At 74.7% G+C, this 11,888-nt stretch carries 8 protein-coding genes and 3 pseudogenes; 2 read left to right on the top strand and 9 right to left on the bottom strand.

Annotation, left to right across the window (positions count from 1 at the left end):
- Window positions 1-33: 33 nt before the first annotated feature.
- From ACZ60X_RS34015 to ACZ60X_RS33975, 9 genes and pseudogenes are all read right to left on the bottom strand, one after another.
- The gene (locus ACZ60X_RS34015; RefSeq protein WP_469606879.1) at window positions 34-699 is read right to left on the bottom strand and encodes a hypothetical protein; all 666 of its coding nucleotides are present in this window, start codon (window positions 697-699) and stop codon (window positions 34-36) included.
- A 35-nt stretch (window positions 700-734) separates the two neighbouring features.
- A pseudogene (locus tag ACZ60X_RS34010) lies at window positions 735-1,471 on the bottom strand (ABC transporter permease family protein); the annotation flags it as partial.
- Window positions 1,468-2,253, bottom strand: a pseudogene (locus tag ACZ60X_RS34005) (ABC transporter substrate-binding protein); the annotation flags it as partial. The pseudogenes ACZ60X_RS34005 and ACZ60X_RS34010, both read right to left, overlap by 4 nt.
- A 42-nt stretch (window positions 2,254-2,295) precedes the next feature.
- Window positions 2,296-2,782, bottom strand: a pseudogene (locus ACZ60X_RS34000) (GNAT family N-acetyltransferase).
- A gap of 161 nt (window positions 2,783-2,943) precedes the next feature.
- Complete coding sequence (fusA, locus tag ACZ60X_RS33995) at window positions 2,944-5,004, bottom strand: elongation factor G (RefSeq protein ID WP_469606876.1); 2,061 nt, start codon at window positions 5,002-5,004, stop codon at window positions 2,944-2,946.
- Window positions 5,005-5,447: 443 nt separating this feature from the next.
- On the bottom strand, window positions 5,448-5,897 hold the full coding sequence (locus ACZ60X_RS33990) for a hypothetical protein (protein WP_469606874.1): 450 nt from the start codon (window positions 5,895-5,897) through the stop codon (window positions 5,448-5,450).
- Between the two features lie 52 nt (window positions 5,898-5,949).
- Window positions 5,950-6,810: a heavy metal-binding domain-containing protein gene (locus ACZ60X_RS33985; protein ID WP_469606872.1), complete on the bottom strand. Its 861-nt coding sequence runs from the start codon at window positions 6,808-6,810 to the stop codon at window positions 5,950-5,952.
- A 14-nt stretch (window positions 6,811-6,824) separates the two neighbouring features.
- Window positions 6,825-7,766, bottom strand: a complete 942-nt coding sequence (locus tag ACZ60X_RS33980; protein WP_469606869.1) for a heavy metal-binding domain-containing protein — start codon at window positions 7,764-7,766, stop codon at window positions 6,825-6,827.
- 124 nt (window positions 7,767-7,890) lie between these two features.
- A complete protein-coding gene (locus ACZ60X_RS33975) occupies window positions 7,891-8,847 on the bottom strand; it encodes a hypothetical protein (RefSeq protein ID WP_469606867.1) in 957 nt (318 codons plus the stop codon).
- Between the two features lie 273 nt (window positions 8,848-9,120).
- Here ACZ60X_RS33975 and ACZ60X_RS33970 point away from each other — a divergent pair, with 273 nt between their 5' ends.
- The gene (locus ACZ60X_RS33970; RefSeq protein WP_469606864.1) at window positions 9,121-10,596 is read left to right on the top strand and encodes a hypothetical protein; all 1,476 of its coding nucleotides are present in this window, start codon (window positions 9,121-9,123) and stop codon (window positions 10,594-10,596) included.
- A 59-nt stretch (window positions 10,597-10,655) separates the two neighbouring features.
- Complete coding sequence (locus tag ACZ60X_RS33965) at window positions 10,656-11,771, top strand: alpha/beta fold hydrolase (RefSeq protein ID WP_469606860.1); 1,116 nt, start codon at window positions 10,656-10,658, stop codon at window positions 11,769-11,771.
- Window positions 11,772-11,888 lie beyond the last annotated feature (117 nt).

The following is an 11,888-nucleotide window of genomic DNA, read 5'->3' as shown; positions in this document are numbered from 1 at the left end:
GGTGAGTCGGTCTCCGTACGGATGAAACGTGCGTCAACAGGGTCGGGTCGAGTACGGGACCGGGGCCGGGGGCCCGCGCCGGCTGACGGCGTGCCGCAGCGGGGTCCGCCGGGGCGGCGCGGGGGCGGGCGGGACGCGCGGGGCGTCCGCGGCCGGGGCGGGCAGCACCGTGCCCCGCCACCAGGCGGCGAGGCCGGGGACCAGGCCGGCGGTGCGGCGCAGCAGCGACCACAGCGCGGCCTCACCGCGCCGCAGCCACCAGGACACGGCCAGGGCGGCGAGGAGATGGGCGGCGGTGGCGTTGACGGTGGAGTGCGGGTGGACGGCCGCCACCTGCGCGTGCAGGGCGGACATGCCGTGCCCCGGCATGGCTGCCATGGTCTGCCCCGGCATCAGTGCCGTGCGCGCACCGGCGGCGCGCCCGCCGCCGCGGTGTGCGGCGTCGAAGCCGACGTGCAGCGCGGCCTGGGTGAGCAGCATGGCGCCGCCGATCCCGGCCAGCGACCGCTCCCGCCCGCCGAGGATCCAGCCGACCGCCAGTACCCCGAGGAACGCGACCGCGTCGGCCCACAGCGGCGGCATGTCCCCCATGGCCAGCCCGTGCCCGGCGGCAGCGAGCAGCACGCACACCGCGGCGAACACCGCGGCGCGCAGACCTCTCACCGCCGGGGACGCGCTCATGGTGAGGGAGTCTGCCACGGTGGGGGGATACGTGAGGCGGGTATGTCCTGTTCAGACGCCCCCGCGCGCTCAGCGACGAACAGCGCGGTGTTGGGCAGCAGTGCGGGCAGGCAGCGCCGTACCGCCTGGCGGGCGATGCGGGCGCGGGTCAGACCGCGGGCCGCGGCGGCCCGTACCCAGGGTTCGGCGAAGGCGCCGGGCAGCTGGTCGTCGAGGAACCGGCCGAGGACGGCGCCGCGGGCAGGCCGAGGGCGAGGGCGGGCAGGACGGTGTACGCGGGCCCGTACCAGCCGACGGCGGGCAGCCAGCCGAGCTGGACGCCGACGACGGTGGCGAGTACGGAGGCGGTGAGGATCTCCGGCAGCGTGGCGAGCATCGCCGAGCCGGTGCCGCCGGGCCGCTCCCGGCCGCCCCGGTACAGGGTGCGGGCGCAGACGGCGGCCGCGGTGCAGACGGCGAAGCGCAGGGCGACGGCCATCAGCAGCAGGGAGGCGCCGAGCGCCTGCAGGACGGCCGGCCCGACGTCGGCGCCGGAGATCCAGGACTGCCCGGCGTCGCCGCGCACCAGCCCGCCGACCCAGCGCCCGAGCAGTCTCACGGGGCCGTCCTCCAGGTGGAGTTGGCCGCGGATGGCGGCGAGCACCTCGGGGTCGGGGTCGCGGTCCTGGGCGCGGGCCTTGAGGACGGTGAGGGCGGGATCGGTGTGGGCCAGCCAGGGCAGCAGGTCGATCCCGCACACCAGGGCTCCGGCGAGCGCGGCTCGCCACAGCAGGGCGCGCACGCGGCTCAGCGCCGGGTGGCGGTGCCGACGAGGGCGCGCTCGTAGGGGTCGAGGCGCACCCTCTTGACCGAGGCGGCGACGCCGGTGATGACGCGCTGGTGGACCAGCGGTACGACGGTGTCGGTGCCGAGGATCTCCGCCTCCGCGCGCAGCGCGGCCGCGCGCCGTCCGTCGAGGTCGGCGGTGCGCTCGGCGGCGGCCACGGCGCGGTCGCACAGCAGGGCCAGGTTGTAGCCGCCCTCGCAGGTGTAGTCGCCGGCGAGGACGGCGACGGGGTCGCCGGTGTCGACGAGGCTGTTGCGGGCGAGGACGAAGGCGTCGAACCGTCCGTCGAGGGCGTCGCCCTCCAGTCGCGCGTACTCGCGCACGACGAGCCTGACGCGGAAGCCCGCCTTCTCCAGCCGCTGCTTCAACACCTGGGCGGCTTCGGGGAGTTCGGGCCGGTTGTCGTAGGTGGCGAGGGTGACGGCGGCCCCGTGGGGCGGCCCCGCGGCGGCCCTGCCCTCGGGTGCGAGGTGCTTGCCCTCGGCCCAGGTGACGGCGGGCCCGTAGATCCCGGTGCCGCGGTCGGCGTGCCCCTCGTAGACGCCGCGGGCGAGGCCGGTGGTGTCGACGGCGGCGCGGGCGGCGGCCCGCAGGCCGGGGTCCCGGAAGGGCCCGGAGCGGGAGTTGAGCAGCAGGCTGGTGGTGCGCGTGGTGGCGGTCTCCCGGCGCGTACCCGGGTCGAGGGTGGCGGCCTGGGCGACGGGCACGGCCTCGGCGATGTCGATGTCGCCGGCACGCAGGGCGTCGGGCGAGGGCGAGGGCGAGCCATAGATTAATGACAATCATTTTCACTTGTTCTCGCTCCCCGTCCCCAGCGGCACCTCGACGTGCACGATCCCCTGGCCGCCGCCCTCCTCGCGCTCGTCGTGGACGACCTCCCCGAGCGAGCGCCAGAACACCTCGGCTCCGGGTACGGCCGGGTCGGTGTGCAGGTACACCGCCCGGTAGCCGCCGTCCGCCGCGGCGAACTCCAGCAAGCGGGCGACGAGTTCCCGCGCGATCCCCCGCCTGCGGTGACCGGGCCGCACGTACACCCGGCGCAGCCGCGCGGTCCGCCCCGACGGATACCGCTCGGCCAGCCACGCCGGATTCGGCGGACACCCCGGCCCGCGCGCGTCCAGCGCCCCGGTGCCGACGACCTCCCCGGCAGCGTCGACCGCGACGAGCAACGCGTGCCGCGCGGGCGCGAGATAGAACCCGGCGGGATCGACGATGTCGGCGTGCCAGCGGGGGCACGTACCCGGTTCCGAAGTCCCGGTAGACGGTGTCGAGCATGACGGACCGGGCACCGTCGAGGTCGTTCAAGGTGGCCGACCTGATGCTGTATGCACGCACTTGCGCATCATATGCATTAAGGGGCTGGGTGCTCACCCTGCCCGGCCGGCTTCTCGCGGCCGGGCAGGGCCGTCAGCGGACCCAGGGCGGGCCCACCGGACTCAGGCGCCCACCACCTCCGGGCGGGGCGCCGGGGCGTACCCGGCGGGCCGGGTCGTGAAGGTGCCCCGGCCCTGGGTGCGGCCGCGCAACCGGGCGGCGTAGCCGAAGAGTTCGGCCAGCGGCACGGTCGCGGTCAGTACGGCCGCGCCGCCCCGGATCTCGGAGCCGCCGACCCGGCCGCGCCGGGCGGCCAGGTCCCCGAGGACCGAGCCGACGGCGTCCGCGGGCACGGTGACGGTGACCTCGGCGACCGGTTCCAGCACGGCCGTCGTACAGGCGCGCAGGGCCGCGCGGAGTCCGAGCCGTCCTGCGGTGCGGAAGGCCGTGTCGGAGGAGTCCTTCACATGCGTGGCGCCGTCGGTGAGCGTGACCCGCAGCCCGGTCACCGGATGACCGGCGACCGGCCCCTCGGCGAGGGCGTCCCGGCACCCGGCCTCCACCGCGCGCACGTACTCCTGCGGCACGGCCCCGCCGACCACGGCGGAGCCGAACGCGAAGCCGGTGGTGCCGGCTTCGCCGTCGAGCGGCTCCACGTCGAGCACCACATGCGCGAACTGCCCTGCCCCGCCGTCCTGTTTGACGTGCCGGTACCCGAACCCGCGCACTCCCCCGACGACCGTCTCCCGGTACGCGACCCGGGGCCGGCCCACCGTGACCGCCGGTCCCCCGGCACGGCGGATCCTCTCCACCGCGGCCTCCAGATGGAGTTCCCCCATCCCGGACAGGACGGTCTGCCCGGTCTCGGTGTCGGTGCGCACCGCCAGCGAGGGGTCCTCCTCGGTCAGCCGGGCCAGCGCAGCCGCCAGCCGGCCGGTGTCCGTGGCCCGCCGGGCCTCGACCGCGACGGACACCACGGGTTCGGCCGTGCCGGGCGGCTCCAGCAGCAGCGGCGCACCGGGGGCGCACAGCGTGGAGCCGGCCCGGGCCGACTTCACTCCGGCGAGCGCCACGATGTCCCCGGCGACGGCCCGGTCGAGCTGGACGTGCCGGTCGGCCATGACCCGCAGGATGCGCGCCACCCGCTCGGTGCGCCCGCTGCCCTGCTCGCGCACGGTGTCTCCTTTCTCCAGGGTGCCCGAGTAGACGCGGACATGGGCGAGCCGTCCGGTGGCCCCGGCCTGCACCTTGAACACGAGCCCCGCGAACGGGGCTTCGGGATCGGCGGGCCGCTCCTGCTCGCGGCCCGCGTGCTCGCCGCGTACGGCGGGCACGTCGAGCGGCGAGGGCAGACAGGCCACGATCGTGTCCAGCAGCGGTTCGATGCCGCGGTTGCGGTAGGCCGAGCCGGCGAGGACGACCACGCCGTCCCCGGTGCGGGTGAGGTCGCGCAGGGCGGCGGTGAGGGTCGCGGCGCACAGCGTGTCCCGCGCGCAGAACTCCTCCAGCGCGCCCGCGTGCAGCCCGGCCACCGCCTCCTGAAGCGCCCGCCGCCGCCGTACGGCCTCCTCGCGCAGCTCCTCGGGTACCGGGCTCTCCACGGCCGTGCCCTCGCCGTCGCCCCACGTCAGCGCGCGCATCCGCACCAGGTCGACGACACCGGTGAACGCGTCCTCGGCGCCGATCGGCATCTGCACGACCAGCGGCGCCGGGTGCAGTCGCTCGCGGATGGAGGCGACGGCCCGGTCGAGGTCGGCACCCGCGCGGTCGAGCTTGTTGACGAACGCGATGCGCGGGAGGCCGTGCCGGTCGGCCTGCCGCCACACCGACTCGCTCTGCGGCTCGACGCCGGCGACGGCATCGAACACGGCGACCGCCCCGTCGAGGACGCGCAGGCTGCGCTCGACCTCGTCGGCGAAGTCGACGTGGCCGGGGGTGTCGATGAGGTGGATGCGGTGCCCGTCCCAGGTGCAGCTGACGGCGGCGGCGAAGATGGTGATGCCGCGGTCGCGTTCCTGGGGGTCGAAGTCGGTGACGGTGGTGCCGTCGTGCACCTCGCCCCGCTTGTGGGTGGTGCCCGTCGCGTACAGGATCCGCTCGGTGACGGTGGTCTTGCCCGCGTCGACGTGGGCGAGGATGCCGAGGTTGCGGACGTCGGCGAGGCTGGTGGTGTTCGTGCGCACGGCCCGGGGCCTTTCTGCGGAACAGGGGATCTCCGGGAAGGGACCCGGAGAAGAGGGCAGCGCGATGCACCCGTGCGGCCTGAGGAACGCGCCGGCCCCTGGCCGGTCGGCGCGGTGCCGGTACGGCGGGGGAACTCAGCGGGAGGTCACGGGCGTCCGGTGCCGGCCGCGCAGCGGGCACCGGCGGGACGAGGACACGAGGATCACCTCGTACCGGCATCGGGGAGCGAGGACGGCGCTGTGTGCGCGCACGGCCGGCTCCCCTCTGTGTCAGGACGTCAGGCGCCGCCGTCGTGGGGCTGTGCCGGGCGTGGCGGCGCTCGGTACGGGACGACGGTACGAGGACCGGGGCGGCGGGGGCACGTCATTTTATTCCCGTGCGCGCGCCGGGCGGTCGTGGGACGCCCCGGCTCGACTCCCGCCGTCCGGAAGGGAAGGCGTTCTCACTCCCCGAGCAGCAGCCGCTCCAGCGCCGCCCGTGCCCGCGCGTCGGACCGCGCGCGGGAGGTGACCGCGACCGCGAGTTCCCGTACCCACTCGTCGAGCGCCACCGGGCGCCGCGAGAGCACCACGCCGCGGACCTCCTTGCACACCTCGCCCCGGGGACGCCCGCCGGCCACGTCCAGCACGAGCCGCTGCTCGCCGAGACAGACCTCGACCCGCTCGACGCGGCCGTCGCGCCCCGCGAGCCGGTCGCCCAGGCCCCGTTTGCGCGCGACGGAGACGGCGTCCGGCGGCAGTGCCTCCGCGAGGCTCCCGGTGAGCACCCGGGCGTAGACCTCCAGATCGGCGGCGTCCTTGCGCAACGCGGCCGTCAGCAGGTCGAGGGAGTCCGGTTCCCCGTCCGGCTTCCCGTCGGGCTCGAACGGGACGGGGTCGTGCGAGGAGGTCATCGCGGGGGCCTCTCGTGGTGTGCGGTCGATCCGGGTCTGCTGGGCCGCGCGCTCAGCCGTCCAGGCTGAGCACCATCGTCGGACGCTCGATGACGTGGTCCTCGCGCAGGGGCCGTACGGCCGTGCCGATCGCGAAGAACTCCGTGGTGTGCCCGCCCCAGCGGTGGTTGTGCGCGTTGAGCTGCACGCCGACGATGCCCTCCGCCCGCAGTTCCTCCGCCTCGTGCTGCATCCGCGCCATCGCCAGCTCCCGGGCGTCGTACAGCGCCTGGGTGAACTGCTCGATCTCCACGTTCTTGCCGATGTTGGAGAACATCTGCCCCATCTTCTGGTGCGCGATGTGGTAGACGCAGGTGCCCATCACCATGCCCAGCGGGGCGTAGCCGGCGCGGATGAGGGTCCAGAAGTCCTGCCCGTTGAGGTCCGAGGTGAACGGCTGGCCCTTGAGGTTGCGCCAGCTGCCGCCATTGCCGCCCGGCGCCGGATGGTCGGCCTTGACGGCGGTTCCGATCGCGATGAACTCCGCGATGTCACTGCCGAATTCACGCGCCTCGACGGTGAGCCGCACGCCGACGATGCCGTCCGCGCCCAGCTGGGCGGCCTCCGCCTCCATGCGGGTCATGGCCAGTTCACGGGCGTGGTACATCGCCTGGCTGAGCGTCGTCAGCTCCTGGTTCTTGCCCCAGCGGCCCAGCTGGATGCCCACGTGGTAGATCGAGCTGCCGAGGACGAGGCCGATGGGCCTGAAGCCCGCCTCGCGCACCAGCAGGAACTCGTTGACCGACAGGTCGCTGGTGAAGATCGAACCCGGCCTGCCCGGCTGCAGTTCGGCCAGCCGGCGCATCGCGTCGGCCGGCACGCCCTGGGCGGACATGCCGTGCGGGCTGCCATCGGCGGAGTTGAAGACGGTCATGAACGAAGTTCCCCTCATCGCAGGTCGGTGGCGGTGCGGCGCATGGTCCGCCGACGTCGTTCCGGGTCGAGCGGCATCACGGTGAGTGTGCGGGGCGGCTGCTCGCGCGCCGCGAAGCGGGCGACGGTGGTGCCCAGCAGCGTCGCCTCGGCCACATGGTCCTTCTTGTCGTCGCCGCCGCTGCGCATGCAGGATTCACCCCAGACGCGCAGCCGGCCCGCGGACAGGATCACGCCGTCGCCGCCCCGCCGCCCGGTCTGCGCCCGCAGCTGCGCGCGGGCGTCGGAGCGGACCGCCTGGACCAGCTCGCTCCACCCGCTGACCTCGGTGTTGTTCCACGAGCGCGTCTGTACGCGGGTGGCGTAGTCGTCATGGCGTACGCCGACGGACATCCCGTACAGCAGCTCGACGGGGACCCATCCCGCCGTCACCAGCTTCGCGAACCCCTGGCCGTCGAGGTGGCAGGTGAACGGCTGCGGCGCCCGGACCGTCCCGGCCGCGCGCACCGCGGTCCCGATCACCTTGAACTCCAGGCAATTGTGCTGCGCCGCGAAGGGCGCCACCGTCAGCTGCGCGGCGACGACGCCGTCGCCGCCGAGGGCCGAGCACTCCGCGGCCATCCGGTCGAGGGCCGAGCGGCGGGCCCGGTCGAGCACCTCGACGAGCCCGGCGGACGGTGCGCCGCGTCCGGAGAGGGCGAGGGGTGCGGCGCCGCCGCCGAAGGCGTAGCGCGCGCCCGCGTAGAGACAGTCGTGATAGCCCCAGTACCGGCCGCTGCGGCCCACGTGGTAGACGGCCGAGCCCATGACCTGGCCCACCGGCTCGAACCCCACGGCGCGCAGCGCGGCGAACTCGCCGGTCGACAGTGCGGAGGACCACGTTCCGCTGCTCCGCACCTCCGCGACGCGCGCGGCCGCCGCCGGGGGCAGCCCGGCCCCCGTCCATTCCCCGCTCATGGACACCAACTTCCCGCTTCGCGCCCTGCTCGAGGGCATTGGCGGGTCGAGTGTATGCCCGCCCGCCCGGACCCTCGCCGGGGAGGGGGTGACGGGATGGGGCGCGCCGGGAACGCGCCGGCGGTCACCCGCCGCGGGTGCCCCGGTGCTGCGCCTGCTCGAACTCGGCCAGCGGGTCGCCGCCGACGTGCCAGGGCCAGGGCGTCACGATGCCGTCGAGCGCCTCGAAGGCCGCACGGGCCTCGTGGCGGCGGCCGGCCGCCATCAGCGCGTAGGCGAGGAGGTTGAGGTCGGCGCGTGCCCGCGCGTGACGGAGGAATCCGGGCCGCACCCAGGTGTGCGCCACGCGGTCGAGGGCCTGGGACGCCGCCGCCTGGGACCAGTGATTGCGCGCCACCAGCGCTTCGAAGCCGCCCCGGTCGAGGACGGAGTGGTACTGGTGGACCTGGGCGGTGAGTTCCGTGGCCGCGCAGGGCGCGTTGGCCGGCATGCGCGCCCGCAGGGCGTCCACGAACTCCAGCACCTGCATGCGCGACCCCGCCTCCTGCGGGCTGAGGTAGCCCAGCATGGCGAGATAGGCCTCACGGTGCCAGCGGTCGCGCGCGAGCACCTCGTTCCACACGCCGAACACCCGTGGCTGCGGCCAGCGTTCGGTGCGTGCCGCCATCAGGACGACCACCCACGGAGTGGGGTCCTGAGGGCTCAGCTCGGCGGCCCGGAGGCAGGTGTCGACCACCTCGGCCGCGTCGTCCAGACCCCCCTGGGAGCGGGCGCGGACCACCTCGCTCCACGCGTACAGCACGAGCGCGTTCGCGTCACGCGGCTCGCGCAGGGCCCAGGAGCGGGGCAGCCGCGATCCGGCCAGGAACTCCGCCAGGACGCCCACGCGGTGCGCCCGGCGGTCCCAGTCGTCCGGGTCCTGCTCCAGCAGCCGGGACATCTGCGCCACGCACATGTCCGTCATCGCGAGGGCGCTCGTCCTCGTGGTCGCCAGCAGGTTCTTCATCAGCTTGCCCAGGTCCTGGTCGTCGAGTTCCGGGGCAAGGCGGGATCTTCTGCGTCGACCTGAAAGAAAAGCCATGCGGGGAGGCTAAGCGGGACGAGGAATCACACAAGGCCTGCGCCGAGATCGTTATGCGTGGGCGGGGTGTCGCCGGGTCAAGGTTCGGCAATGGCCCGTGCGGCCGTTGAACAGCCCGCGGGGTCGGCGCGTACCGCCAGTGGACCCGTCGTGCCGGACGCTCGGTTGCCCCTGCCTTCCGCCGCGGCGGGGTCCGCACTGTCATGACCGTCGTACGACCGCGCGACCGTGGGTCGCTCCCCCGCGGAGGGACGCACAGTGAGGAGCAGTCCAGTGGCCCGCCAGAACCTGACACAGCCGTCGCGTACGTCGCGGCGGGAGCACGCCCGGCGCTGGAAGCGGTCGAGGGTGTCGCTCGCGCTGATCGGCGGGCCCCTGATCCTCGCCGTCGTCGCGGGGTCGGTGTTCGCGGCGGAAAGCCGTGACCGGCACGGCCCGCGACAGGGCCGGGCGGCCGCCGCCCAGCTCGCGGCGGCCGCCAAACCCGATCCGAACTGCACGCTGCTGGTGCCGGACAACCCGCTCACCGCCCGTGGGCTGGCCACGCCGTACAGACTCGTCGCGACCGATCCGGCACAGGGCCCCTGTCACGAGGCGAACGCCGACCAGTCGGCGTTCGTGGAAGCCGCGATCGTCACCCCGGCCGGCAAGCTGACCGTCTACAACCCGCTGGTGATCGACAAGGGGACGAGGCCGGCCGCGCCCACCGTCCTGCCCTCGGTGCCGCGCGGCTCGACCGTGGGTATCTGGTTCGGGTTCAACAACGCCGACCTGACCTTGCGGGCGAGCGGTCGTGCTGACGCTCTCGCCCAGGGCAAGTGCGTGGGCGGCCTGCCCGGATCGGTCTTCGGCCAGTTCGCGTACTGCAACGCGCCGGCCTTCTTCCGGGCCGCCGACGCGCAGATCGCCAAGGGGCACCTCAGGGTTCCGCCGCTGGGGAGGGCCAAGGACGGCCTGCCCTGCCCGACCACGCGGGACTTCTCCGTGGTCGACCAGGACGGAAGCGACAACGTGGTGACCCACTACCTCGCCGACGCGCACGGCCGCATCGCCCAGAACAACGCCGCGAGCAGGGCCGCGCTCAAGAAGGCCGCCGGGCTGGCCAACCGAGGTGACCGGCACCACCGGCACAACGGCAGGCCCGGGTCGACGACGACCCGCGCCCCCAAGGACCTGGCCAACGGCAGCGACAACCTGTTGCTGACCCAGTTCATGGACCCCGCTCTCGGCTGCAAGCCCTTCACCGCGCCCGACCAGTCCGGCGACGGCCGGGCCACGTCCGCCCTCGCGCTGGACGAACTGTCCGCGGCGGCGGGCCAGAAGGCGCCGATCGCGCTGGTCCCGCAGAACGACCCCATGACCCTCGTCGACGGCCGCGCCAGCGTCGCGAAGACCGACGCCTACCGCGCCGGGGTCGACATGCCCGCGGTCGGTGCCAGGGCCGGCGGTGACGGAGCCGCGTTCTGCGGCACCCTCTTCCGCGACCCGGCCGGCATCCGGCGCGTCTTCAAGGACAAGGCGCTCTTCGAGAAGGCGCCCTCGCCGGACACGGCCATGGCGCCGAACCTCTTCGGATTCCTCGCCGCCCGGGCGAACCAGACGTTCACCAACCTGGGCTGCGACCGGCTTCTCGGCGCCGCCGACCCCGTCGTCCTCACCACGAACGCGGACGGCCTGGTCACCGACGCGGTCCTGACGGCGCCGGGCCAGAAGCCCCGTCCAGGCGTTTCGGTACGCCCGGCGCAGTAGTCACGACGGCTCCCCCCCGGAGGACGGCCGCGGAAGCGCCATGGGCGATGCTGTGGGCTGTGACAGCTGATCTGCACCGAGGCGGTGCCGAGGAGGAAACCGGGGCCGGGGCCGCGACAGGGGGCACAGGCGGGGGCGCGGGCGTCCGTCCGCACTCCGCTCCCCCGTCGCTCCCCGCCGGGTCCGCGGACCGGCCACGCCGCTCCCGGCTGCGGCGCTGGCTGCGCCGCGCCGCACTGGGCTGTGCCGTCGTGCTCGTCGTCCTCACGGCGGCCTCCTTCGGCTACAACGCCGGCACGGCCGGGCGCGCCGCGCCGCCGCGGGGGCTCAGGTACGTGCAGGCCGCCGACATCCGCACGCGCTACCGGACCTGGGGCACGGCGGGCCCACCCGTCGTCCTGGTGCACGGCGCCTTCGAATCCGTGGACACCTGGTCGCGCCTCGCGTCGCTGCTCGCCCGCGACCACCGGGTGTACGCGCTCGACCTGACCGGCGACGGATACAGCGAGCGCCACGGCCCGTACACCGTCGACCACTTCACCCGCCAGCTCCTGGGGTTCCTGGATGCCGTGCGCCTCGGCGGTCCGGGCGAACGGCCGCTGCTGGTCGGGCACTCCAGCGGAGCCGCCGTGGTCACCGAGGCGGCGCTGCGGGCCCCTGGCCGGCTGGGGGGTGTGATGCTCCTCGACGGCGACGCCCTCGACACGGGTGCCGGGCCGCCGCCGGCCTTCAGGTACGTGCTGATCGACCCGTACCGCACCAGCCTGCTGCGGCTCGGGCTCGGCATCGACGCGGTGATCCGCAGCGTGTACGACGCACAGTGCGGGCCCGCCTGTCCGCGTCTGGACGCCGCCGGCCTGGACCAGTGGCGCCGCCCGCTCCGGGTGCCGGGCGCGGAGGGCGCGCTGTGGAGCATGCTGGGCGAGGGCGTGCCGGGTCTGCCCGTGGACCAGGTGGCCCGGCTCGCCGGGGTGCGCCTGCCCAAGTCGGTGGTGTTCGGCGCCCAGGACGACGTCTTCTCCCGGCAGACGCCCCAGGAGACCGCCCGGCGCATCGGCGCACCACCTCCGACGCTCATCCCGGGCGCCCGGCACCTGACGATGATCTCCAGTCCGGAGGCGGTCGCGAAGGCCGTGGACCGACTCACGGCGGCGTCGGGCACGCCATCGCGCTGACTGCCCCGTCCGGCGGTCAGGCGCGCCCCGTACCGACCGGCCCGCTCACGGAGAGCGCCTGCTCGCCCTCCGGGAAGTCGTGCCCGGCACCCGCTCCCCGTCATCCCCGTCATCCCG

The organism is Streptomyces sp. NPDC104106 (genome assembly GCF_055584345.1).
The sequence above is the reverse complement of the archived record's forward strand: the minus strand, read 5'-3'. Positions and strand labels throughout refer to the sequence as shown.

Excerpts from the sequence above, each read along its gene's own strand:
- ACZ60X_RS33990 (WP_469606874.1), bottom strand. The coding sequence starts at position 5,897 with ATGACCTCCTCGCACGACCCCGTCCCGTTCGAGCCCGACGGGAAGCCG.
- ACZ60X_RS33985 (WP_469606872.1), bottom strand. The coding sequence starts at position 6,810 with ATGACCGTCTTCAACTCCGCCGATGGCAGCCCGCACGGCATGTCCGCC.
- ACZ60X_RS33980 (WP_469606869.1), bottom strand. The coding sequence starts at position 7,766 with ATGAGCGGGGAATGGACGGGGGCCGGGCTGCCCCCGGCGGCGGCCGCG.
- ACZ60X_RS33975 (WP_469606867.1), bottom strand. The coding sequence starts at position 8,847 with ATGGCTTTTCTTTCAGGTCGACGCAGAAGATCCCGCCTTGCCCCGGAA.